We start from the raw sequence: 23,495 nt of genomic DNA, 5'->3' as shown, positions 1-23,495 counted from the left end.
AGGCCAAGTGTGTTGTAAACAATGATTAATTTGTCCTTTCTACAAAGGTAGAAATTTATATTAGAAATTATTTTGCTGTTAACTGCATAAATGATATATTAACAATATTGGCGCTTTTGCGTGTTTGTGTTTAAATATATATAACCTTTTTGTGCTTGCTTGGATAGTGAAAATTTGCTTCTAAAAGTATGTCGGGGATGCAACAATTAACGATCCCTCTCTTTTATTTGCCCGCGAATCAATACGCATTTTTTTTGTACCTTTGTCCGCCTAAAATATTGTTTGTCCATGACTTATCAATAAAGGACATAAATCAGTTGAAATTCAGAATAATAATATATCACCAATGGAATTAGCAAGTAAATACAATCCGGCCGAAGTAGAGCAGAAATGGTATGACTACTGGATGGCAAACGAATTGTTTAAGTCGAAACCCGACCATCGCGAACCTTATTGCATCGTTATCCCGCCGCCCAATGTAACCGGCGTGCTCCACATGGGGCACATGCTTAATAATACCATTCAGGATATCCTCGTCCGTCGCGCCCGCATGATGGGAAAGAATGCCTGTTGGGTACCGGGTACCGATCACGCATCTATAGCTACGGAGGCGAAAGTGGTTGCAAAACTTGCTGAAGAAGGTGTCAAAAAGACAGACCTCACCCGTGAAGAGTTCCTGAAACATGCATGGGAATGGACGCATAAACACGGCGGCATTATCCTGGAACAATTGAAAAAGCTGGGTGCTTCCTGTGATTGGGATCGTACCTGTTTTACGATGGATGATCCACGTTCTGAAAGTGTATTGAAAGTATTTGTTGACTTGTTCAACAAAGGCCTGATCTACCGTGGCGTTCGTATGGTGAACTGGGACCCGAAAGCGTTGACTGCTCTTTCTGATGAGGAGGTGATTTACAAAGAACAACAAGGTAAACTTTATTACCTGCGCTATAAAGTGGCTGGAGAAGACGGTACTTACGCAGTAGTAGCAACTACCCGTCCGGAAACCATCCTCGGAGATACCGCTATGTGTATCAATCCGAATGATCCGAAAAACGCCCATCTGAAAGGAAAAAAAGTAATCGTTCCTATCGTTGGTCGTGAGATTCCTGTGATCGAGGACGAATATGTGGATGTTGAATTTGGAACCGGTTGTCTGAAAGTAACTCCGGCACACGATGTAAACGACTACATGCTTGGTGAAAAATACAACCTCGAGACCATCGACATTTTCAATGATAACGGAACCATCAACGATAAAGTGGGCATCTACGTGGGAATGGATCGTTTCGACCTTCGTAAGCAAATCGAGCAGGATTTAATTAATGCTGATTTGATGGAAAAGGTAGAACCATACACCAATAAAGTAGGTTTCTCAGAGCGTACTCACGTGCCTATCGAGCCTAAACTTTCGATGCAGTGGTTCCTCAAAATGGAGCAGTTGGCAAAGCCGGCGCTTGATTCTGTCATGAACGACGACATCAAACTGGTTCCTGCCAAATTCAAAAACACCTACCGTCACTGGATGGAGAATGTGAAAGACTGGTGTATTTCACGTCAGCTCTGGTGGGGACATCGCATCCCGGCTTACTTCCTGCCACAAGGTGGTTACGTGGTAGCGGAAACTCCCGAACAGGCTGTGGAACTGGCTCGCGAGAAAACCGGTAATGCTGACCTACAACTGGCTGACCTTCGTCAGGATGAAGACTGTCTGGATACCTGGTTCTCTTCCTGGTTGTGGCCGATTTCCGTATTTGACGGCATCAGCAATCCTGAAAACGAGGAAATCAAATACTATTATCCAACCAACGACCTGGTAACCGGACCGGACATCCTTTTCTTCTGGGTGGCTCGTATGATTATCTCGGGTTACGAATACCGCGGCGATATGCCGTTCAAGAATGTTTACCTGACCGGTATCGTTCGTGATAAGCTGGGCCGCAAGATGTCAAAATCGTTGGGTAATTCGCCCGAGCCGCTTGACCTGATTAAAAACTTCGGTGCTGACGGTGTGCGTATGGGCTTGATGTTGGCAGCTCCTGCCGGTAACGACATCCACTTCGACGAAGCGCTTTGCGAGCAGGGACGTAACTTCAACAATAAAATCTGGAATGCCTTCCGTCTGGTAAAAGGCTGGCAAGTGGACGAAACTCTGGCTCAACCTGAATCGGCTGCCATTGCGGTGAAATGGTTTGATGCGTTGTTGAGCAAAACCATCGAGGTTGTAAATTATTCGATGGATAAATACCGCATCTCGGAAGCGTTGATGGAAGTTTATAAACTCTTCTGGGACGAATTCTCTTCCTGGTATTTGGAGATGATTAAGCCGGGTTACCAGTTGCCTATTGACAAAGCGACTTATGAAGCTACTCTTGGATTCTTTGACGCTTTGCTGAAATTGCTTCACCCATATATGCCATTCATCACCGAAGAGCTTTGGCAGGCGACTTACGAGCGCAAAGCGGGTGAGAGTCTGATGACTCAATTGCTTCCTGAAGCCAAAGCATTCGATGCGAAACTGATTGGTGACATCGAAGCAGCCAAAGATGTGATTACCGGAGTTCGTAATGTACGTGCACAAAAGAATATTCCTCAGAAAGAAACTGTGGAACTCGAGATTCTGGGAGAACATAACTCTGCTTACGATGCGGTTATTCTCAAACTGAGTAACCTTGCAGCATTAAGCAAATGTGCCGAGAAATCAGCCGGAGCGGTATCCTTCCTGGTTGGAACCACCGAGTACGCTGTTCCTCTGGGCAATATGCTCAATGTGGAAGAAGAGATCAAAAAACTGACTGAAGAACTGGAATACAACAAAGGATTCCTCGTTTCAGTGATGAAAAAGCTGAGCAACGAAAAATTCGTTAGCGGTGCTCCTGAGAAAGTCGTCGAAATGGAACGCAAAAAACAGGCAGATGCCGAGAGTAAAATCAAATCGCTCGAAGAAAGTATCGCAGCCTTACAGAAATAATCCATTTGAGCCCCGGTAGAACTTTAAACTCTATCGGGGTTCATTTTGTTTTACCGGTATAATTTCTATCTTTGTCAAAAGTTAACTGTATCCGAAGATGAAGTTTCTGTCAACCTCCGTCATCCTTTGTGGATTGCTACTTTCTTCCTGTCAGACGGTCTCTGTACTGACCATAGAAGTAAAGCGTCCCGCAGAAATTGTTATCCCGGAAAACGTTTCTAAAGTTGTCGTTGTTAATAATGCGCTCAACCAACCCGATGATTTTGGTCATTCTGCTTCCGTTTTCGATGGTGGGACAATCAAGAAATCTAATCCGGCAATTAATACAGCTGGTCTGGCTGAAGAGTTCACCTCCGAGCTGGCGAAAAGGCTTAATTCATTGAAGTGGTTTAAGGTGTATCAGCAGCGGCTGGCACGTTCGGGTTCTAAGACTTTTCTGGAAGATTTGCCATTGAGCAGAAATCAGATCAGGGAGATCAACGATTCCATTTCACCAGACTTGATTATTTCGCTGGATAGGATGTTGTTCGAAAGTGATATCAATCTCAGGTACCAACCTAACCAATACTTGTACAAGATAACCATGGACGGGCGGGCTTATCCTTCTGTTCGCATCATCGACCCGAAAGGTATGAAGGTGTTATACACCCTTCGGCAGCAAGATAGCCTTTTCTGGCAGGACTATGGTTCCGGTGATAACGTTCAGGAAGCTTTGCGTTATTTCCCCGCTCCACAGAGCTGCTTTGACGATTTGGCTATGTACAGTGTGGACAAGATGATGAAAAAGCTGGTTCCTTACAGTGATAAAGTAGATCGTATCTATTACATCAGCGGCAATATCAACATGCATGACGCAGCCAACTATGTAAAGGCTAACCGTTGGGATGAGGCCGCATCAATCTGGCAATACATATACGAGCATTCCACGCGGAAGAAACTGAAAGCTTTTACGGCATCCAATTTAGCCCTTTATATGGAAATCTCTGATAAATATGATGATGCGATAGAATGGGCTGAGAAATCCCGTTCCCATTTTCTGGAAATGAAGTCTGAAGCGGCACAATCGGAAGCCGAAAACCTGAACAGTTACATTCGGGAGCTGCAGCGTCGGAAATCCGATTCGCAAAAGCTCGATATCCAGTTGCGTTAAACCAATTAGAAACCCTCAAAAACGAAATACTATGAATGCCATCAATGATACAGTAAATATCAAGCTTTCCGAGCTTATTTGCCAGGCAACTGAAAAGTACAAGCAGAAAGAAGAACCGGGTACCCTTACCGATCTTTTTGTGCAGCTGAATACCGCTAATAGTGATGTGGCTGTTTATGACGATTCTGAGCAGTTACTGGCAGAGATGGAAATTTCAGAGTTAGAAGAGATCAATAACACTGACGAAAAGAATATATTCAAGATTATTGAGAATATTCTTCGGGATGTGCTTTCCAAGCCCGATGTATTGGCGAAGTTTGAAGAGCTTGATCCTCTCCGTCCGTTTTCGGTATTGCTTGTGGACGAATCTTTCGAACATCAGGCCGAGATTTACCTACTGGAAGATGGCAACCTGATTATCGAAGATTCCCTGTTTAAAGATATTGATAAAGAACTTGACTCGTTCCTCGATAAACTAATGGAAGAGTAAATGCCTTTTTCTCTTAAAATGAATGCCCCGGAAGATCAATTTCGGGGCATTCATTTTTATAATTAGATTATGTATATTAGTCGGTCGCAGAACAATTCAGTCCGGTCGCAGGTGGATTCTGCCCGGTAGTAGCTCGATTCGGCTCGTTCGCAGCACTACTTTAGTCGGTAGAAGAACAATTCTGTACGGTAGCAGACGGACTCTGGTCGGTCGCAGGAGAACTCTGCCCGGTAGTAGCTCAATTCGGGTCAGTCGCAGCACTACTTTAGTCGGTAGAAGAACAATTCTGTACGGTAGCAGAAGGACTCTGGTCGGTCGCAGGAGAATTCTGCCCGGTAGTAGCTCAATTCCGGTGAGTCGCAGAATCTAAACAAATGACACTTCCTTAAAGTAATACTCGCGCTGTTCTCCGCTATCAGTTATCAGGCAAAGACGACCGGTTTGCGATACTTTTTCGATGCGGGCCATGAATTCCCCATTTGCATCGGCATACTTATGAAATCCATCGCGGCGATACAGTGAATTCAGATAACGAAAGCGTATATCGCCATCTTCATCCTGAATCAGTTTGAGATATTGGGAAAATATGGATTGAAGCAACTCGTTAAGCAACGCTTCCAGATTGAACTCCCTGCCGGTAATCTGTTTCATCGAAACCGGATTGGGGGCACTGCTGACAAACAGTTCCTGATTCACATTCAGGCCAATGCCTATGACCGTGTGTTCGATATGGCTGCCCATCAGGCTATTTTCGATCAGGATACCTGCAATCTTCTTTTCGTGCCAATAGATGTCATTGGGCCATTTTATAGAAACTCCCTCCATATAATTGTCAAGAACCTCCTTGATGCCAAGCGATACCATTTGCGATAAGATAAACTGATCGACAGCAGAAAGAAAATCCGGGAAGAGAACCAGGCTGAAAGTAAGGTTCTTCCCTGCTTCCGATTCCCAGCTATTGCCCTGCTGGCCTCTTCCTGCTTTTTGGAAACGGGTTTGCACGCAAGTGCCCTCTTCGCATTTTTCGCGTTGGAGCAGTTCGTGCAGATATTGATTTGTCGAGTGGACTTCGTCCAGATAGATCAGATTCATACTGGTAATTTGGTTTTTATTGAATCGGTTTTTATTTTGGGAGAGGCTTTCATTATGTCAAATGCCGCATCCAGCCAGATGAAAGCGTCATCAGTACAATGGTTGGGTTCCTGATAGGTTTCGCTGCGTAAATTCCCCAGACGAACGACTACAGCACTTAATTCCGGAATAACGAAAATGTATTGCCCCAAAATACCTCTCATATAAGGTATCGTATAACCTTTGTAATTTATAATCCAAAACTGAAAACCATAAATTCGGTTGGGCTCTCCTGTATCTGCACGTTTGAGTTCGCGGGCGGGAGTGATGGCCTCTGCAAGATAATTTGCCGGCACAACCTGGCGACCGTTCCATCTCCCTTTATTTAACACCAATTGTCCCAATCTTGCAAAATCCCGGGCGTTGGTATTAAAGCAACAATACGCTTTTTCCATCCCATTGGAGTGGTCAAGGCTCCATAGCGCATCGGTTTCTGCATTAATTGGTGTCCATATTTTTTCGGAGACATATTCCGAGAGGTTCATTTTTACCGCTTTTTGTAATACAAACGCCAGTAACTGCGTCACACCACTTTGGTATTCAAATTCCTTATCGGGTGTTCCTTTGAGTTGCATTTGTTGCATCAAAGCCCAGAGATTGTCTCCGTAATAGGCTTCGGTCGTAACATTGAATAGAGAGCTGTGTGCTTCATCCCAGTTGAGTGCAGCGCTCATGGTCAGCAGGGCGCGTAAGGTCAGTTGGCGGTTCTTTAATTGTGGCAAAGCAGGGAGGAAGTCACTCACAGGCTGGTCGATGCTTTTAATATAACCATCACTAATGGCACAGCCGACCAAAAGCGATACGATACTTTTAGACATTGAGAATGAGTTGCTCAACGAGCGCTCTCCATACCCTGACCAATACTTTTCCGTTACAATTGCCGTGTCTTTTACAATCAAAAATGCAACTGTTTCATATTTGGCAAAGTCGGAAAGATATTTCCCCGGTATTGTGTCGGTGACGTAATCGGGCGAGAACTTCCAGGGTTTAGGTGCTTTGGCTTTCACTGTGCGATTCTCAAAAAACTGATAGTCATCAATGTCCGGAGTTCCATGTCGAAGTGCCTGCCGGATGTAGTATGAAACCGGCAACATTAAAAAAATGATCAGTGCGATGGCGCTAATTATACCTGTAACTTTCAGTATTTTCTTCATGAGTTCGCTTTTTGACCGGTTCGTTATTTAGGATCAAACAAAAATATGAAATAATTAAGAGAATCAGATTGTGGATTAATATCTTTTACTACATTTGTGGTAGATAATCATGTTATCGAGCAATGTTATATGATTGAAAAAGAATTAACCTTTCAACAATTGGAGGAAGCGATTCCTGAGTTATTCGGATTCCTCACGGATGAGCAGAAACAGCTCGTTTATGACACTTATCAAATTCAACATTTCAAGAAAAATGAAATTGTGTATGTTGAAGGCGATGTGCCAAAATCCATGATGTGTTTGCTTAAAGGAAAAGTCAAAATCTTCAAAGACGGAATTGGCGGTCGATCCCAGATTATTCGGATGCTGAAGCCGGTTGAATATTTTGCATACCGGGCCTATTTTGCAAGCGAAACCTACGTTACCTCTGCTACGGCATTCGAATCGGCAACCATCTGTATGATTCCGCTGGAAATTGTTTCCAAGCTACTCCAGGAAAACAATCAACTGGCCTTCCGCTTTATTCAGATGCTGGCAGTGGATTTGGGTATTACAGATTCCCGTACTGTAAATCTGACTCAAAAACACATTCGTGGACGTCTGGCTGAGGCTCTTTTATTCCTTCAGGATAATTACGGAGTGGAGGAAGATGGCGTAACTCTTAATATTTATCTGTCGCGCGAGGATCTGGCCAGCTTGTCAAATATGACTACGTCAAATGCTATCCGCACCCTTTCCATTTTTGCAAATGAAAAAATCGTATCGGTCGATGGTCGCAGAATCAAGATTATCGACGAAGAAAAGCTGAAAAAGATCAGTAAGTATGGTTGATGAAAATTCGTCAATGGCAGATAAAATATAACCGGATATAACCCGAAAGAAAAAGGAGAAAGTTTATTGGAGATTTGTTTCAATGAACTTACTCCTTTTTTTGTGGAAATGACAAACAGATTTATTTTTTAGAGAAGGTGATTGTGTCTCAAAACAAAAAAGGCTATCCCGAAAGATAGCCTTCTTAAAGTTGAAATATTGATTCTTTTAAGCTGTTCTAATCAATTGTCCTAAGCTAAGTTTGTTTTTTCTGAGCTTGTTTAGCTTCTTAAGTACTGCAATGGTAGTTCCGTATTTTTCGGAAATCGAAGATAATGTATCTCCCGGTTTAACTTTGTGGTAAGCAATGCCAGATACGTTAGCAAGCTCTTTGCCGGTTTTGCGTTTAGCATTGCTGGCATAGAATACGTAAGTATCCATGTGGGTAACTTTGTTCTTGAAGTCGAAGATTTCAATCGGGTTAACTGCTACACCGAAGAAACGGGTTTCGAAGTGAAGGTGAGGTCCGGTAGAGCGTCCGGTATTTCCTCCTAAAGCAATAACTTCACCTGCTTTTACATATTGACCAACAGTTACCAGATGTTTTGACAAGTGTCCGTAAACGGTTTCCATTCCGTTGCTGTGTCTTACTACGATCACGTTTCCGTATCCACCCATCCATCCGGCAACACGTACTTTCCCATCGAAAGCGGAATGAATGGGATCGCCAACTTTGATTTGCAGGTCAATACCATAGTGCATACGATGCCAGCGTGCGCGGTATCCGAAATTGGAAGTCACAGCTCCCATAGTGGGCATACTCCAGTTGGAAAGATCCATGACGAGTGAGTCAGGAATGGATTTGTTTTTGAAAGGATTTACACCATTGCCCCAGTTGTTTTCGTACAAACCGAGAGCTGGGTACAAGTCTTCTTCGTTTTCGGTATTCACCATGCCTGAATTGCGAAGTGATGAAATAGAATCAAGGCGGAGTTTTTCTTTATTGATCTTAACCTGATCAGCCAATAGATCATTAGCATTAAAAGTGGGTTTAGTACCACGAACCATGTAGGTGCGAGCCACAGATTTATGAGCACGATGTGCTCTGGATCTTGCCTGCACAGTTTCGCTAAAGAAAACTGTACTGATGGAAACTAAGATAAATAAAAAAGCCTTTCTCATATTTTCTCCTTTTTAGGGATTAAACTCGTCTTTTGCATATAAGTAGCCCAAACTGGCCATTTCGTAATCAAACAGTTCTTCATCTTTAAAGAAACGTTTAATCTCTGTGATTGCAGTTTTGGGTGAGTCGGAAGTGTGAACGATATTTTCGGTAACACTCATCGAAAAATCTCCGCGGATGGTTCCCGGTAAGGCAAGGCGACTGTTGGTCACTCCTGTCATCAACCGGATGACTTCAACGGCTCCGACTCCTTCCCAGCAGGTAGCAACGATTGGTGTCGCCATCATGCTGTTTTTGATGTTTTGGAAAAACGGTTTATGCTGCAAATGTGCATAATGTTCGTTCAAAATATCGTCGTTCAGTTGCATCATCTTGATTCCGACTAACCGCAACCCTTTTTTTTCAATTCTCGAAATGATCTCACCAATTAATCCTCTTTGGATTGCACTTGGCTTTAAAAGAAGCAGCGTTTTTTCCATAGTCGAAACATTTAGATTGTCCTGACATCAGCAAAGATAAAAGATACGGTTAAATAACAAAGCCCCCTTGAATATGTTGTTGAGCACTTTAAGGGGGGATTTGGGGTATTTTGGGTGGATTCTTTACGAGGTTGGAATTTTTTCACACTTTCCTGTGAACCTTTTTCTAGCTAATCAAACTCCAGTCAACTTTCTTCCTGAAGAGCTTATCCAATTGATTTTTTAATGTCAGATTTGATGGGCTTTTAAGCTCCGGATCGTCATTTACGACCTCTGTAGCAATGTCTCTGGCCAGTTGCAGAACCTGCCCGTCATGGACCAGATTGGCTATTTTCAGGTTGAATGGGTCGCCACTTTGCTGCGTACCTTCCAGGTCGCCGGGGCCACGGAGTTTCAGGTCTGCTTCGGCGATTTCGAAACCGTCATTGGTGCGAACCATGATCTCCATGCGTTTGCGGGTCACCTCCGAAAGTTTATGAGAGGTAACTAATACACAGAATGATTGATCGGCTCCACGCCCTACGCGTCCGCGCAGCTGATGTAACTGGGACAGGCCAAATCGCTCAGCGCTTTCGATGACCATCACCGAAGCATTGGGAACATTTACTCCGACTTCTATCACGGTGGTGGCGACCATAATATGTGCTTCGCCCGAAACGAAAAGTTGCATGGCGGCATCCTTCTCTTTAGCCTTTAATTTTCCATGTACCATGCAGACATTGTATTCGGGGAAAACCTCCTGTATATGTTCAAATCCTTCTTCCAGATTTTTCCAGTCTGCTTTTTCGCTTTCCTGAATCAGTGGATAAACGATATACACCTGTCTGCCCAGCTCCAGCTGTTTGCGGATTGAGGAATAGAGCGTACCTCTCCGGTTATCGTATTGGTGCAGGGTCTGGATGGGTTTTCTGCCCGGAGGCAACTCATCAATGACAGAGACATCCAGGTCTCCGTATAGTGTCATCGCCAGTGTCCTGGGGATTGGGGTGGCTGTCATGACCAAAATGTGAGGCGGGCGTTTGTTTTTCGCCCAAAGACGGGCCCGCTGTGCGACACCGAAACGGTGTTGCTCATCGATGATGGCCATTCCGAGGTTATCGAATTGTACAATATCCTCAAGCAAAGCATGTGTGCCGATGATGATATGGATATCTCCGGTCAGAAGCTGTTGGTGTACTTTTTCACGGTGCGCTTTTTTGCTGGAACCGGTCAGAAGCACCACATTGATACCGAGTTCTTCGGATAATTTATGAACGGTTTCGTAGTGCTGTGTAGCCAGAATTTCGGTAGGAGCCATCATGCAGGCCTGATAGCCGTTATCGAGAGCCATGAGCATGCTCATAAAGGCGACCAGCGTCTTCCCGCTTCCGACATCTCCCTGTACAAGGCGGTTCATCTGATGGCCTGTCCTGACATTCTCCCGGATTTCCTTCAAAACCCGCTTCTGAGCATTCGTCAGTTCGAAGGGCAGGTTTTGATTATAGAAGGTATTGAAATAGTCCCCGATTTTAGTGAAAACAAATCCTCCCAGTTTCCGGCTGTTGAGTTTCGAGTAGCGAAGGATATTTAGCTGGATGAAAAATAACTCTTCAAACTTCAGCCGGTACTCCGCTTTTCGTAGCAAATCTTGGGATTTGGGGAAATGGATATGGTAAAGTGCTTCATTCAATGAAATCACTTTGGCGCGTTGAGTAATTTGTGGGGTGAGCGTCTCTCCAAACGGAGCTTTGAGGCAGGTGAACAGATTGTAAACCAGTTTCTGTATCATTCTCGAATTGAGAAACTGATTTTTCATCTTTTCTGTAGTGTTGTAAAATGCCTGTAATGCTCCGGCCTGTTTTTCCACCGCTTCGTCATAAACGTCGATATCGGGGTGGGGGAGATTGATTTTGTTGTTGAAAATATTGGGTTTTCCGAAGACGATGTATTCCGTATTCAGCAAATATTTCCCTGTAACAAATTTGAGACCTTTAAACCAGACCAGTTCTATGACGCCGGTCCCGTCGGTGAACTTTGCCGTCAGACGTTTGCTCATGCCTTCTCCCTGCGTTTCAAAAGAGAGAATACGACCTTTAAGTTGCACGTACATCATATCCGCATTGATTTCGCAGACGCGGTGCATACGGCTGCGGTCAATATACTTATACGGGAAATAGTAGAGTAAATCCTCGAAAGAGCGGATTTCTAACTCTTGTTTCAGGACCTCACCTCTTTTTTCGCCTACTCCCGGCAGGAATTTGATGTCTTGTTGGGCTAAATTCATTTTTGTTGCAACAGGGCTTCTGCAATTATCAGATCAAAGGGGGATGTTATTTTGATGTTTTCGCGGTTTCCGTCCACGAGGGTGACGTTATGTCCGATGGATTCTACGACGGAGGCATCATCGGTAAATGCCTCTGAAAATGGTTGCCGGTAAGCTTTTTGTAGAATCTCAGCGGTGAAGACCTGTGGAGTTTGTACCAGTCTGTATTTTGCCCGATCTACGGTTTTGCTTTCAGTTTCGGTCAGTTCGCGGATGGTTTCGTGAACGCTGATCGTTGGGATGGCAGCGCCATATTTGCCGGCGGCATCAAAACAGTTTGCAATCACTTCGGCAGAGACAAACGGGCGCACGCCGTCATGCACTCCGATGAGTGTGGGTTGTTGTGTATTGGCAATAGCCTTCTCAATGCCGTTTTTTACCGAATGGAAACGGGTTTCACCGCCGTTTGCAATTTCATGTTGGACTGAAAAGTGATAACCCGAGCAAAGTTCTTTCCAGTATTCCTGATGAGCCAGAGGTAAAACCAGGATGATTTTCATTGACGCATCGAATTTGTAAAATGCCTCAATCGTGTGCATCAAAACCGGTTTTCCTCCGATGGGAATAAATTGCTTGGGAAGGTCGCTGCCCATGCGCAGCCCTTTGCCTCCGGCTACAATGATGATTTGTTTTTCCATGTTTGCTCTGCTTTGAATGCAAAGTTAGGGAAAATCTCTCTTTCTGAATCTTAGGTTACGCTTTGTTTGACTTTGGCGTAGTCAATCTTTTGCCCAGTTTCATCAGTTTTAATTCGAAATAATAATAGGAGACCAGAGAGAAAATTACAGTAAGAATAACGACTGATGCGGCCATTCCCCAGCCGGGAAGTGATATGACTTTGCTCAAGGCGTTATTAACCACCGGATGCAGTAGGTAAACCCCGTAGGTTACAATTCCGAATTTCTCTAACGGATAATCAATAAATCGGGGGATTTGAATTATGAATTTATAAAAAGATACGACCAGTCCGGTGGAAATGATAACCAGTAATATGCGATGAATTCCGGCTACCAGCACCGATTGGTTTCCGCTTATTGGATAAAATATAAATGCACTGATCGTAATAAGTAAAAGAGCGGCATTTTCGATTTTGGTGAAGTTTACCTCTCTGAAATTGTAAAATATGGCAATGCCGGTCGTGTATAGGAACAGGTTATTGAATGGATTGATGTATATTTTCCATTGTTTGCCTAATTCAATATCCGGTGACAGGGCATAAAAGCAATAATAGCAGCCAATCCCCACTGTAATAGCGAAAAGCAGATTTCCAAGCCATTTTTTATAGTTATAGGCAAATATGAAAACCGGGGTAAACAGATAATATACCATCTCATTGCCAATCGACCAGGCGCCTGTGGCAATATAACCTCTCGGTTCTATAAATCCGAAAGCTGTGGTCAGGTTAATCCAGAGTTTATACCAGTTGACGCCTGTTTTTGCAGAATAGTTGAGAATAACTGTCAGTATAGTCGCAGCCCAAAGCAATGGCCAGATTCTGAAAATCCGTCTGATGAAAAAACTCATGATGCTTTGGATGGAATTCATTGTATGATGATATACAATAGCCATGCTCAGACCCGAGAGGATGAAAAAGATCGAAACCCCATAAATGCCCATTCTCCCGAGAAAAGAGGAGGCGTCAGGTTGGGTATAGTACATGCCCGAAAGGTGATATGCCATGATGGAGATGGCCATCAATCCTCGTAACCAGTCAAGGGAGTCAATGCGTTTGGATGCGGGTTGGCTGTTGTTCATTGTTTCAGAAATAGTTAAATAGAAAAAACCCTTGCAATCGTTTGATTGCAAGGGTTTGAATGTTTTAATCAAGTACCCGGAGGGGGACTTGAACCCCCACAGCCGCAAAGCCAAAGGATTTTAAGTCCTTCGTGTCTACCATTTCACCATCCGGGCAAACCGTGAGCGAAAGACGGGACTCGAACCCGCGACCCTAACCTTGGCAAGGTTATGCTCTACCAACTGAGCTACTTTCGCGTTTGTTTAATTGTTTTCTCTTTCAGGAAGAAGGTGGAGCGAAAGACGGGACTCGAACCCGCGACCCTAACCTTGGCAAGGTTATGCTCTACCAACTGAGCTACTTTCGCGTTTGCGGTTGCAAAGATAGAACTGTTTCTTGTTTTTGCAAAATATTTTGGAGGAAAAAAATGAGGTGTTTTTGGCCTTATTGGTAAACTATCAGAGGCTCAGAGGATTGGTTGATGGTGTATCGACGCAGATAGTAGCTGTTTTTTTGTGCCGGGTCCTTAAGCGGAGCACCGGTGCCATTAAATATTTCAAAAGTAGAACCGCATTTGGGACATACAGCTGTTAGTCCGTCTGATGATGCAGTTACAGTAACTGATGTTTGTACCTCATAAGGACAGGCCATATCAAAGGCATAAAACTGGTCAGCACCGTGAACAACCAATATTCCACCGTAACCGTATCTTTCCTTATATGGAAGTCGCTCATTCCCTCTTTTAAAAAGTTTTGTTGCTCCGATTGTATTTAATTTGACATCCAATCCTTGCAGATAAACCTCTAAATAAACGGATGTATTGGGTATCCGGCTAAAATACTCCGATTCACAACCAAAGCAAATGAGCAACAATATGAGCAGTTTCTTAATCATAACGAAAGGATTTCAATATACAACGGCTGTTGCACTTCATTTATTGAGGATTAAACGGATTTTGGCTTACGCCAGAATCCGTTCAATGATATCTAGTTCTTCGTTGGTGAACTGGAGGTTATTTAATGCTTTCAGATTATCATCGAGTTGGGCAACCGAACTGGCACCTATTATCAGGCTGGTAACGCTATTGTCGCGTAATGCCCAGGCGAGTGCCATTTCGGCCAGTGTTTGACCACGATTGATTGCCAGTTCGTTGAGCTGTTTTACTTTTTCGATAACTTCCGGGGTGACCTGGTCTATTTTGAGAAACCCGTCGGCGCGGGCAGCCCGTGAGCCTTCCGGGATTCCATGCAGGTATTTATTAGTCAATAATCCCTGAGCTAAAGGTGAAAAGCCTACAAATCCAACACCATTATCTTCTGCAATACCCAGGATTTCCTGTTCAATATTTCGGGTAAACATGCTGTATCTGTCCTGGTGCAACAGGCAGGGAACGTTCTGCGATTTCAGATATTCGTATGCAATTTTAGTTTCGCGGGGAGGGTATTTGGAAATACCGACATACAGCGCTTTTCCTTGTTTGGCAATGTCAACCAGAGTCTGTAATGTTTCTTCAATCGGTGTAAACCCATCGTAACGGTGCGAGTAAAACACATCGACGTAATCCAGCTGCATCCGTTTCAGGCTCTGGTTGAGACTGCTGATGAGGTTTTTTCGCGAACTACCGTCACCGTATGGCCCTTCCCACATAAAGTGGCCGGCTTTGGTGGTGATAAGCATCTCATCGCGATGATTAATAAAACTTCTTTTCAGAATACGACCGAAATTTTCTTCTGCACTTCCCGGGACTGGCCCGTAATTATTTGCTAAGTCAAAATGGTTAATTCCGTTGTCAAATGCATGTTTGACCATTGCGGTGGCGGTTTCGAAATTATCGACGCTGCCGAAGTTGTGCCAGAGGCCCAGAGATAATATCGGGAGTTTGATACCGGAATGTCCGCAGGTACGATACTGCATGATGCCGGAATAGCGGTCGGGATTAGGACGGTATTCCATAATGTGTTTGGTAGATTAAAGGTGGGTAGTGGTAAAAAGACAATTGTCGGGTTATTTACCCAACAATTGTTTTTCTGCAGCTTCAACTTTGTCGAAGCCGAATGATATTACGATATCGTTTTTCAATGCTGAAATCTGGTCGTTGCACAGGTTGCCAATGCTGCCTTCATGCGTGTGATTGACGCTTTTATTTGGCTGGAATTCACCGGCTTCAATAGCCAGTCCAACGTGTTTATACGCATCGCGGAACGGCATTCCTTCCGTAGCCAGACGGTTCACTTCTTCCACACTGAATATCAGGTCGTAGCGGCAGTCTTCGAGGATTTGTTCATTTACCTTCATGCCGCCCATCATGCGATTTACCATCACGAGGCAATCTTTCAGCTCGTCAAATGCAGGCAGGAACACCTCTTTGATAATCTGAAGGTCGCGGAAATAGCCCGATGGCAGGTTATTGGCAATCATCATGATTTGTTGAGGAAGAGCTTGAAGCTTATTGCATTTTGCGCGGGTCAACTCGAATACATCCGGATTTTTCTTGTGAGGCATGATGCTCGAACCGGTTGTATATTCGTTGGGTAATTTGATGAAGTTAAAGTTTTGGCTGTTGAACAAACAAGCGTCATACGCCAGTTTGGATAATGTTGCTGCAACTCCTGCTATAGCAAAACCAACAGTGCGTTCCATTTTTCCGCGTCCCATTTGGGCATACACCACGTTGTAGTTCATGCCGTCGAAACCCAACAAGTCAGTCGTCATCTGGCGATTCAGAGGGAATGAAGAGCCATAACCGGCTGCCGAACCCAGTGGATTACGGTTGCAGATGCGGTATGCAGCCTGCATTAGTTGCAGGTCATCCACGAGGCTCTCTGCATAGGCGCCAAACCATAGTCCGAACGAAGAAGGCATAGCTACCTGTAGGTGAGTGTATCCCGGCATCAATACCGATTTGTATTTTTCGCTTTGAGTCAATAAGGTTGTCGCTAACTGGTCAACCAATTCAACGATTTCCTGAATCTGAGCGCGTGTAAAGAGTTTCAGGTCTAGTAAAACCTGGTCATTACGCGAGCGACCGCTGTGGATTTTTTTACCGACATCACCGAGGCGTTCGGTCAGCATTGCCTCTACCTGAGAGTGAACATCCTCTACACCTTCTTCAATAACGAAATCGCCATTGTCTGCCAGTTGGTAGATGTTTTTCAGTTCAGCCAGAAGAGCGGTCAGTTCCTCTTTTTCGAGCAAACCGATGCTTTCAAGCATGGTAATGTGTGCCATTGAACCCAGAACGTCATATTTGCCTAAATAAAGGTCCATTTCGCGGTCCCGACCTACGGTGAAGCGTTCGATGTCTTGGTCTGTATTTGAGTTTTTGTCCCAAAGTTTACGTGCCATGTGTCTGTTTTTTTAGAAAGGGAATGAGGAAATCATATCAGCCAGCTTGTTTACGGCTTCCTGCAATGGTTTTGACACCATGCCTTTGATGAAAATATTCAATTCAGCCTGAAGGGTGATTTTTAGTTTTGTGTCATTTTTACCCATTTCTTTGAGTTGAATCCATACCAAAAAGTCAATTGGAGCCTTTTCTGACTTGAACTTGATGGTTTTGTGAGGTTCTCTCTCTATGATACGAAGTCCGATTTTCCCCACCGGGTCAACAGAAAAGCGTAGAGAATCAGAATCGAATTCTACATCTTTCAGTTTGTCCTGAGGAATCTGGTCTTTGATTTGTTCGAGGTTTGAGAGGTCTGATAGTTTGTTGAATATAGTCGCGGAGTCGCGATAAATGGTTTTGATTTCGCTTTCAAATTTGGTCATACAGGCCTGATGTTATTGTCGGGCAAAATGCGCCGAAGTTGTAGGTTTAATATATGAAATGCTGTCTCCGGTGACAGAGACAGCATTCTTAAATATCTGATAATAATGAATTGACAAAGGAGATCATCCTTTCCAGTTAGCCGGGTCTTTACGCCATTTTTTCAACGTCTCTACATCTTCCTCCTGGATGTATGCAGTTTGTACAGCAGCGTCAAGTACAGCGTTGTAGTTGCTGAGGGTAATCAATTCCACATTAGCTTCTTTGAATTTCTCTTCTGCAACTTTGAATCCGTAAGTGAAGATAGCCACCATGCCGATTACCTCGCATCCGTCTTTGCGAACCGCTTCAACAGCTTTCAGGCTGCTACCGCCGGTCGAAATCAGGTCTTCGATAACCACTACTTTCTGGCCCGGTTTCAGGTCACCTTCAATCAGGTTTTCCAACCCGTGGTCTTTCGGTGTAGCGCGGATGTAAACGAATGGTAAGCCCAACTCTTCCGCAACCATAGCTCCCTGAGCGATTGCTCCGGTTGCAACTCCGGCGATAGCATCCACTTCGCCAAAGTTTTCAAGGATAATGCGTGAAATTTCGAGTTTAATCAAATTACGAAGAGTCGGGTACGACAAAGTTTTACGATTGTCGCAATATATAGGAGATTTCCATCCTGAAGCCCAGGTGAAGGGATTAGAAGGTTGTAACTTTACAGCTTTGATTTTCAGCAACTTCTCGGCAACGAGACTTTCTAACTTTTTCATCTTGATTTTTCTTTGTGATTAAGCTTTGCAAAGTTAGCGAATCAGATTCAAAAAAAGTTATCCAATAGTCTGTTTTTTGTTCCTGAATAACGAAAAATGTTCTATAACAGACCATTTTCATGTAAAAAAGAGAATCCGCTAATGATTGATTATTAGCGGATTTCAGATATACATTTGGGATATTGTTATTCTTTGGGAGAATGTTTTAGGACTTTCGCTTCGAGATAGAAGAAAATTTCTTCGGCAATATTGCTGCAATGGTCGCCAATACGTTCCAATTTACGGAAAATGCTGATAAATTGCAGGCAGTCGTAAGCGCGGTCTGGATTTTGTTCGATATAGTTGGCAATGATACGTGGTGCTTCATTGTTTATATTATCAACAATGTTGTCTTCCGTGAAAATAGCAGCTGCAATTCCGGCTTTTTCATTTTCCAATGATTCAAGTCCCTGTGAAAGCATGTTTTTAACCGCTTCAAACATTTCTTTCAGATGAGTTTCTGTGACTAGATCAGCATCCAGACTCATGGTGGGGTAGTGAATCAGTTGTTTTGACATTCCGTATGCAAAGTCGGCAATCCGCTCCAGATTGGAGTTAATTTTCATTGCTGCCAATACAAAGCGCAGGTCAACGGCAACCGGCTGGTAAAGTGCAATAATATTTTCGCAAATGCTGTCAATTTTCAATTCATAGGCATCTACCCGTTTTTCACGTGCAGAAACTTGCAAGGCCAGTTCACGGTCGTAGGAAAGCACCGCTTCTCCGGCTTTGGTTACCTGAGAAAGCGTCAGTTTCCACATGTCTATTATGTCTTGTCTGAGCGAGACTAATTCCTGTTCTAAATGTCTCATATCTATTTTGTTATTTTATTCGTTAGTATTGTATTGACTCAGTCCTTCGATTATTCATTCCCTCAATCCTTACGAATCATCCGAAACGACCGGTGATGTAGTTTTGGGTGGATAGTTTCTCCGGATTAGTGAATATTTTAGTGGTATCAGCATACTCAATCAGTTCGCCCAGGTAGAAGTAAGCAGTTTTGTCGCTGACACGTGAAGCCTGCTGCATGTTGTGTGTTACGATCACGATGGTGTAATCCTTTTTCAACTCGTAAATCAACTCTTCGATTTTCGAGGTAGAGATTGGATCGAGGGCAGAAGCCGGTTCGTCCATCAAAAGAACTTTTGGAGAAATAGCCAAAGCCCGGGCGATACAAAGACGTTGTTGCTGACCGCCAGATAGAGCGAACGCCGATTTCTTCAATTTGTCTTTCACCTCATCCCACAGTGCGGCTCCTTTCAGTGATTCAACAACACGTTCTTCAATAAAGTTTTTATCCTTTACGCCATTAACGCGAAGTCCGTAAGCGATGTTTTCAAAAATTGATTTAGGGAATGGGTTGGGTTTCTGGAAAACCATCCCCACCTTTTTGCGTAAATCGTCCACATGAACTCCCGGAGCGTAAATGTCCTGTCCTTCTACCAAAACCGAACCGGTCAGGCGGGTTCCGTCGATAAGGTCGTTCATGCGGTTAAGCAATCTCAAAAAGGTTGATTTACCGCAACCCGACGGTCCGATGAAAGCCACCACTTTATTGTTTTCTACCTCCAGGTCAATTCCTTTCAACGCATGAAAATCGCTGTAGTAGAAGTTTACGTTCTTTGCATCAATCGTTAGCATCTGTATATTTACAATTTTATGATTTACAATTTTTGTTGTGTTGTTGTAGAGACGAGGCCTGCCTTGTCTAATCTATTAATTCATTTTTACCTTTTTAGCAAAATAGTTCCGGAGGAAATTCGCTAAAAGATTTACCAGTAATACAATGACAATCAGTACCAATGCTGTTCCGTATGCCATAGCGCGGGAAGCCTCAAGATCAGTACCACTGGTCGAAATCACGTACAAGTGGTAAGGCAGCGCCATCACCTGGTCGAAAATGCTGTGAGGCAATTGCGGCAGGAAGTAAGCGGCTACGGTGAACAGAATAGGAGCCGTCTCCCCGGAAACGCGTCCGATAGACAAGATTAATCCGGTGATGATATTGGGCATAGCCATTGGTAACACTACCTTACGGATGGTCTGCAATTTGCTGGCTCCCAGAGCGAGACTTCCTTCACGGAAAGAGAAGTCGATGGATTTTAAAGCTTCTTCCGTGGTACGGATGACTAATGGAAGAGATAGTAGCCCCAATGTCAATGAACCGGCAATAATCGAATCTCCAAATTTCAATGTATTCACAAACAGTGACATACCAAACAAGCCGAAAACCACAGAAGGGACACCACTCAGGTTGTTGGTCATGATACGGATAAACATTGCCAGTTTGTTTTGACGGGCGTATTCATTCATATAAATCCCCGACATAATACCAATCGGAAAGCTGAAAAGACTACTGCCGATAATCAGATAGAGTGTACCTACGATAGCCGGAAATATCCCGCCTTTGGTCATTCCTTCTTCAGGAGCTTTGGTCAGGAAGTCCCAGTTGATTACGCCAATTCCTCTCATTACGATAAATCCGAGTATCAAAAACAGGAGAGCAACAACGGAATAACTCATTATTTTAAAGATGGTAAATGCGATAGACTGGGTCCTTCTTTTTTGTTTACCACATGAACCGATATGTTCTATAGGAGTCATTTAGATTTACTATTTGATTGATTTACAATTTACTTATTTATTCTTTTTGGCAGAAATAAACTCTACGCTGATACTGATGATGAGTGTCAGGACGAATAATATAGCACCTAATGCAAACAGAGCCTGGTAATGCGCACTTCCGGCAGGAGCTTCACCCAATTCTGCGGCAATAGTTGCCGGAATCGTCCGAACCGGTTCCATGAGCGTGTGGGGAATAACCGCAGCGTTACCGGTTACCATTAATACTGCCATGGTTTCACCGATAGCACGTCCGATACCTAAAACGGCAGCCGACATAATACCCGATTTGGCATAAGGAATCACTACACGGTAGATGGTTTGCCATTGTGTTGCACCCAGAGCAAGGCTCGCCTCTTTCATCGAGCGGGGCGTAGTTCGCATAGCATCTTCTGCTACCGTAATGATAGTCGGCAATGCCATGATGGCAAGAATGATACTGCCGGCGAGTGCTGTTTCACCAACCGCAAGGTGGAATGTCTTTTGTAAAAACGGAACGATAATCACCAATCCAAAGAAACCGTAAACCACGGAAGGAATACCGGCGAGCAATTCGATAACTGGTTTCAATAAATTACGAATGCGAAGAGAGGCAATTTCAGCCAGATATACCGCTACGGCTAATCCGAAAGGCAGAGAAAGTAATATTGCACCTAAGCTTACCCAAAGCGTGCCCAGAATCAATGGCAAAAGACCAAACTGAGCAGATGGCGTTGAGGTAGGAAACCACTCTTTCCCAAAGAAGAAATCCCCCGGCTTTTGAGTGGCATGTTCCATTACATATCCGGTAAAGTTCTTAGGAATATACTGTTCAGGCATGTAGAGTATTGCTGCCGGATGTTTTGTAATCAGGTCATTGAGCTTTTCGGGGATATGCTCAAATTCGGCTCCCAACTCTTCTTCCGTGTAGTAGTTGGTCAAGTCACCCAGACGAATGACTTCGATGTCCTGGTTGGCGCCGCCCAGTTGAGCCCAATTGGTGATTTCCGCATCAAAAACCTGTTTGATTTGGTGAGCGTTCAGCTCTTTTACTTTATTGGTTTTGCTTAACGCAATAACATTTCCGGCTTCCACTACCGGACTGCGAAACAGCCCCGAAGCTTCTTTAAACAAGAAAAGCACGATTAATAAAATCGCAATACTTGTAACGCTACCACTAAGCAGCAGGATACCTTCGATAATTTTTTCTAGAAATCTTTTCACGCTGATTTTTATTCTTGATTGATGCTGCAAAGAAACAACGTCCATGTTAAGTCTGCGTGAAAAAAAGATTACAAAGATGTTACACAGTCGTTTGGTTTAAGCTTTTCATTTTTATATATAGATAATGTATAAGCACAAGTAAAACAGTATTTTACCGATTTGTCTCATTCTGGATATATTGAAATGAAAATGTAACACAATTGCCAAAAGCGTGTAACATTGAGGTGGTTATTTTGCAGCATCAAACATTAAAACAGAAAAAAATGAAATTCAAATCTATTGCTCTTTGTTCTTTATTATTCTCATCTCTGGTTGCCTTTGCGCAGGAGGAAAATGTTGATCCGGTAGAGTCGTTGAACCAACGAGTTACTCACTTGGAAGATGCTAAAAACGTTGCAAGCAAACTTAAAATCTCAGGTTATGTTCAGGCTCAATATCAATCTTCACAAATTGATACTGTGGGTAAGGCTTCAAAAGATTGGAAACCGTCACAAGATATGAAAGTTGGTGCAGGTCGTTCTGGAAGCGAATCAACAAGCATGAATCGTTTTGGTGTTCGTCGTGGACGTATTAAAGTTGCATATGAGGATTTCGGATGTCAAGCCGCTATCCAGTTTGATTTGACTGAAAAAGGTCTCGGTTTGAAGGATGCTTATTTGAACATCCTGGATCCATGGGTAGGTTATGTAGCTGTAAAAGGTGGTGTATTTGACAGACCATTTGGATATGAAATTTCTTACTCTTCTTCTCGTCGCGAGTCTCCGGAAAGAAGCCGTATTTTCCAAACCTTATTCCCTGATGAAAGAGATCTTGGTGCAATGCTGACTCTTCAGGCTCCAAAAACATCTCCATGGAATGTGTTGAAACTTGAAGCTGGTTTGTTCGGTGGAAATGGTATCTATCTTGATACTGACAGCAAAAAAGACTTTATCGGCCACCTTTCATTTGCTAAGGCTTTTGGTAATACAAAACTTGGTTTGGGAGTGTCAGGGTATGAAGGTTTTGTTGCTCGCTCAACCGGTAATGTCTATGTTGTTGAAAATGGTGCTTTCAAGAACTCTCCAGTTGTTGCAAACGCTAACAATGCAAGTGATTTCGGTTTTGCAAAACGTGAATATTTAGGTTTTGACGCTCAGGTAAGTACAAGCTCGGTTTTGGGTTTGACTACATTGCGTGCTGAGTATATCGGAGGAACTCAACCAGGAACCAGCGGAAGCTCTTCAAGCCCAAAATCAGGTAACCTTCCAGGATATACAACATCAAATGCTGCCGCAACAACTATCGGTGTGTCTTCTTCAACTGATGACGTTTATGGTGGTGGAACTTACATACGTAAATTCCAAGGTGGTTATGTGCACTTAGTACAAGATATCGCTGATACCAAACATAGTATTGAGGTAAAATACGACTGGTATGACCCTAACACTAAAATCTCTGCTGACCAAATTGGTGTAGGCGCTAAAACAGGTAAAGGAGACATCGCCTACTCAACTTTGGGTCTTGGTTACCTTTACCGTATGAACGCAAACGTTCGCATCATGGCTTATTATGATATTGTTTCAAACGAAAAAACTAACCTGAAAGGTTACAAAGCTGACCTGAAAGACAATTTGTTTACACTTCGTTTCCAATACAAATTCTAATTCCAAACAATAAGGTTTAGTTAAGCGTTAATTATTTGCTGCTTATCCCTATGGATTTT

At 43.5% G+C, this 23,495-nt stretch carries 21 protein-coding genes and 3 tRNA genes; 5 read left to right on the top strand and 19 right to left on the bottom strand.

Annotated features, from left to right (window positions below; translation table 11 throughout):
- Positions 1-346: 346 nt before the first annotated feature.
- From MLE17_RS06735 to MLE17_RS06725, 3 genes are all read left to right on the top strand, one after another.
- On the top strand, positions 347-2,971 hold the full coding sequence (locus MLE17_RS06735) for a valine--tRNA ligase (protein ID WP_243347990.1): 2,625 nt from the start codon (positions 347-349) through the stop codon (positions 2,969-2,971).
- A 97-nt stretch (positions 2,972-3,068) separates the two neighbouring features.
- On the top strand, positions 3,069-4,121 hold the full coding sequence (locus MLE17_RS06730) for a DUF6340 family protein (protein WP_243347989.1): 1,053 nt from the start codon (positions 3,069-3,071) through the stop codon (positions 4,119-4,121).
- Positions 4,122-4,152: 31 nt separating this feature from the next.
- Positions 4,153-4,611: a hypothetical protein gene (locus MLE17_RS06725; protein WP_243347988.1), complete on the top strand. Its 459-nt coding sequence runs from the start codon at positions 4,153-4,155 to the stop codon at positions 4,609-4,611.
- 366 nt (positions 4,612-4,977) lie between these two features.
- Here MLE17_RS06725 and MLE17_RS06720 read toward each other — a convergent pair whose 3' ends face one another.
- A complete protein-coding gene (locus MLE17_RS06720) occupies positions 4,978-5,703 on the bottom strand; it encodes a biotin--[acetyl-CoA-carboxylase] ligase (protein WP_243347987.1) in 726 nt (241 codons plus the stop codon).
- The gene (locus MLE17_RS06715; protein ID WP_243347986.1) at positions 5,700-6,896 is read right to left on the bottom strand and encodes a serine hydrolase domain-containing protein; all 1,197 of its coding nucleotides are present in this window, start codon (positions 6,894-6,896) and stop codon (positions 5,700-5,702) included. The genes MLE17_RS06720 and MLE17_RS06715 overlap by 4 nt, the downstream gene beginning before the upstream one ends.
- Positions 6,897-7,025: 129 nt before the next feature.
- On the opposite strand from MLE17_RS06715, the gene MLE17_RS06710 reads away from it, so the two are divergent.
- Positions 7,026-7,727: a Crp/Fnr family transcriptional regulator gene (locus MLE17_RS06710; protein WP_243347985.1), complete on the top strand. Its 702-nt coding sequence runs from the start codon at positions 7,026-7,028 to the stop codon at positions 7,725-7,727.
- 207 nt (positions 7,728-7,934) lie between these two features.
- Here MLE17_RS06710 and MLE17_RS06705 read toward each other — a convergent pair whose 3' ends face one another.
- The 17 genes from MLE17_RS06705 to pstC form a co-directional block, all read right to left on the bottom strand.
- The gene (locus tag MLE17_RS06705) at positions 7,935-8,888 is read right to left on the bottom strand and encodes a M23 family metallopeptidase (RefSeq protein WP_243347984.1); all 954 of its coding nucleotides are present in this window, start codon (positions 8,886-8,888) and stop codon (positions 7,935-7,937) included.
- A gap of 12 nt (positions 8,889-8,900) precedes the next feature.
- Complete coding sequence (gene ndk, locus MLE17_RS06700) at positions 8,901-9,368, bottom strand: nucleoside-diphosphate kinase (RefSeq protein ID WP_243347983.1); 468 nt, start codon at positions 9,366-9,368, stop codon at positions 8,901-8,903.
- A gap of 166 nt (positions 9,369-9,534) precedes the next feature.
- Complete coding sequence (gene recG / locus MLE17_RS06695) at positions 9,535-11,631, bottom strand: ATP-dependent DNA helicase RecG (RefSeq protein WP_243347982.1); 2,097 nt, start codon at positions 11,629-11,631, stop codon at positions 9,535-9,537.
- Entirely contained in the window at positions 11,628-12,308 is a 681-nt protein-coding gene (locus MLE17_RS06690) for a 2-C-methyl-D-erythritol 4-phosphate cytidylyltransferase (protein WP_243347981.1), read from the bottom strand. The genes recG and MLE17_RS06690 overlap by 4 nt, the downstream gene beginning before the upstream one ends.
- A gap of 55 nt (positions 12,309-12,363) precedes the next feature.
- Positions 12,364-13,425: an acyltransferase family protein gene (locus MLE17_RS06685; RefSeq protein WP_243347980.1), complete on the bottom strand. Its 1,062-nt coding sequence runs from the start codon at positions 13,423-13,425 to the stop codon at positions 12,364-12,366.
- Positions 13,426-13,498: 73 nt separating this feature from the next.
- A tRNA-Leu gene (locus MLE17_RS06680) sits at positions 13,499-13,581 on the bottom strand.
- Between the two features lie 8 nt (positions 13,582-13,589).
- Positions 13,590-13,662 (bottom strand) — tRNA-Gly (locus tag MLE17_RS06675).
- 34 nt (positions 13,663-13,696) lie between these two features.
- Positions 13,697-13,772 (bottom strand) — tRNA-Gly (locus MLE17_RS06670).
- 77 nt (positions 13,773-13,849) lie between these two features.
- Positions 13,850-14,299, bottom strand: a complete 450-nt coding sequence (locus tag MLE17_RS06665; protein WP_243347979.1) for a hypothetical protein — start codon at positions 14,297-14,299, stop codon at positions 13,850-13,852.
- A gap of 66 nt (positions 14,300-14,365) precedes the next feature.
- A complete protein-coding gene (locus MLE17_RS06660) occupies positions 14,366-15,358 on the bottom strand; it encodes an aldo/keto reductase (RefSeq protein ID WP_243347978.1) in 993 nt (330 codons plus the stop codon).
- A 51-nt stretch (positions 15,359-15,409) separates the two neighbouring features.
- Positions 15,410-16,750 carry an argininosuccinate lyase gene (gene argH, locus MLE17_RS06655; RefSeq protein ID WP_243347977.1) on the bottom strand — a complete coding sequence of 447 codons (1,341 nt, stop codon included), beginning with the start codon at positions 16,748-16,750 and terminating at the stop codon, positions 15,410-15,412.
- Between the two features lie 12 nt (positions 16,751-16,762).
- Positions 16,763-17,173, bottom strand: a complete 411-nt coding sequence (locus MLE17_RS06650) for an SRPBCC family protein (protein WP_243347976.1) — start codon at positions 17,171-17,173, stop codon at positions 16,763-16,765.
- A gap of 123 nt (positions 17,174-17,296) precedes the next feature.
- The gene (gene pyrE / locus MLE17_RS06645) at positions 17,297-17,929 is read right to left on the bottom strand and encodes an orotate phosphoribosyltransferase (protein WP_243347975.1); all 633 of its coding nucleotides are present in this window, start codon (positions 17,927-17,929) and stop codon (positions 17,297-17,299) included.
- A 185-nt stretch (positions 17,930-18,114) separates the two neighbouring features.
- The gene (phoU, locus tag MLE17_RS06640) at positions 18,115-18,780 is read right to left on the bottom strand and encodes a phosphate signaling complex protein PhoU (protein WP_243347974.1); all 666 of its coding nucleotides are present in this window, start codon (positions 18,778-18,780) and stop codon (positions 18,115-18,117) included.
- A gap of 76 nt (positions 18,781-18,856) precedes the next feature.
- Positions 18,857-19,609 carry a phosphate ABC transporter ATP-binding protein PstB gene (pstB, locus tag MLE17_RS06635; protein ID WP_243347973.1) on the bottom strand — a complete coding sequence of 251 codons (753 nt, stop codon included), beginning with the start codon at positions 19,607-19,609 and terminating at the stop codon, positions 18,857-18,859.
- 75 nt (positions 19,610-19,684) lie between these two features.
- Positions 19,685-20,572, bottom strand: a complete 888-nt coding sequence (gene pstA, locus MLE17_RS06630; protein WP_243347972.1) for a phosphate ABC transporter permease PstA — start codon at positions 20,570-20,572, stop codon at positions 19,685-19,687.
- A 33-nt stretch (positions 20,573-20,605) separates the two neighbouring features.
- Complete coding sequence (gene pstC, locus MLE17_RS06625) at positions 20,606-21,793, bottom strand: phosphate ABC transporter permease subunit PstC (protein WP_243347971.1); 1,188 nt, start codon at positions 21,791-21,793, stop codon at positions 20,606-20,608.
- 200 nt (positions 21,794-21,993) lie between these two features.
- On the opposite strand from pstC, the gene MLE17_RS06620 reads away from it, so the two are divergent.
- Positions 21,994-23,436: an OprO/OprP family phosphate-selective porin gene (locus MLE17_RS06620; RefSeq protein WP_243347970.1), complete on the top strand. Its 1,443-nt coding sequence runs from the start codon at positions 21,994-21,996 to the stop codon at positions 23,434-23,436.
- The last annotated feature ends 59 nt before the right edge of the window (positions 23,437-23,495 follow it).

This window comes from Parabacteroides sp. FAFU027, from assembly GCF_022808675.1.
In the GTDB taxonomy this organism is placed as follows: Bacteria; Bacteroidota; Bacteroidia; order Bacteroidales; family UBA7332; genus CAXXIC01.
The sequence above is the reverse complement of the archived record's forward strand: the minus strand, read 5'-3'. Positions and strand labels throughout refer to the sequence as shown.

Bases quoted from the DNA above. Each gene is read 5' to 3' on its own strand.
- MLE17_RS06735 (WP_243347990.1), top strand. From the start codon at position 347: ATGGAATTAGCAAGTAAATACAATCCGGCCGAAGTAGAGCAGAAATGG.
- MLE17_RS06730 (WP_243347989.1), top strand. From the start codon at position 3,069: ATGAAGTTTCTGTCAACCTCCGTCATCCTTTGTGGATTGCTACTTTCT.
- MLE17_RS06725 (WP_243347988.1), top strand. From the start codon at position 4,153: ATGAATGCCATCAATGATACAGTAAATATCAAGCTTTCCGAGCTTATT.
- MLE17_RS06720 (WP_243347987.1), bottom strand. From the start codon at position 5,703: ATGAATCTGATCTATCTGGACGAAGTCCACTCGACAAATCAATATCTG.
- MLE17_RS06715 (WP_243347986.1), bottom strand. From the start codon at position 6,896: ATGAAGAAAATACTGAAAGTTACAGGTATAATTAGCGCCATCGCACTG.
- MLE17_RS06710 (WP_243347985.1), top strand. From the start codon at position 7,026: ATGATTGAAAAAGAATTAACCTTTCAACAATTGGAGGAAGCGATTCCT.
- MLE17_RS06705 (WP_243347984.1), bottom strand. From the start codon at position 8,888: ATGAGAAAGGCTTTTTTATTTATCTTAGTTTCCATCAGTACAGTTTTC.
- ndk (WP_243347983.1), bottom strand. From the start codon at position 9,368: ATGGAAAAAACGCTGCTTCTTTTAAAGCCAAGTGCAATCCAAAGAGGA.
- recG (WP_243347982.1), bottom strand. From the start codon at position 11,631: ATGAATTTAGCCCAACAAGACATCAAATTCCTGCCGGGAGTAGGCGAA.
- MLE17_RS06690 (WP_243347981.1), bottom strand. From the start codon at position 12,308: ATGGAAAAACAAATCATCATTGTAGCCGGAGGCAAAGGGCTGCGCATG.
- MLE17_RS06685 (WP_243347980.1), bottom strand. From the start codon at position 13,425: ATGAACAACAGCCAACCCGCATCCAAACGCATTGACTCCCTTGACTGG.
- MLE17_RS06665 (WP_243347979.1), bottom strand. From the start codon at position 14,299: ATGATTAAGAAACTGCTCATATTGTTGCTCATTTGCTTTGGTTGTGAA.
- MLE17_RS06660 (WP_243347978.1), bottom strand. From the start codon at position 15,358: ATGGAATACCGTCCTAATCCCGACCGCTATTCCGGCATCATGCAGTAT.
- argH (WP_243347977.1), bottom strand. From the start codon at position 16,750: ATGGCACGTAAACTTTGGGACAAAAACTCAAATACAGACCAAGACATC.
- MLE17_RS06650 (WP_243347976.1), bottom strand. From the start codon at position 17,173: ATGACCAAATTTGAAAGCGAAATCAAAACCATTTATCGCGACTCCGCG.
- pyrE (WP_243347975.1), bottom strand. From the start codon at position 17,929: ATGAAAAAGTTAGAAAGTCTCGTTGCCGAGAAGTTGCTGAAAATCAAA.
- phoU (WP_243347974.1), bottom strand. From the start codon at position 18,780: ATGAGACATTTAGAACAGGAATTAGTCTCGCTCAGACAAGACATAATA.
- pstB (WP_243347973.1), bottom strand. From the start codon at position 19,609: ATGCTAACGATTGATGCAAAGAACGTAAACTTCTACTACAGCGATTTT.
- pstA (WP_243347972.1), bottom strand. From the start codon at position 20,572: ATGACTCCTATAGAACATATCGGTTCATGTGGTAAACAAAAAAGAAGG.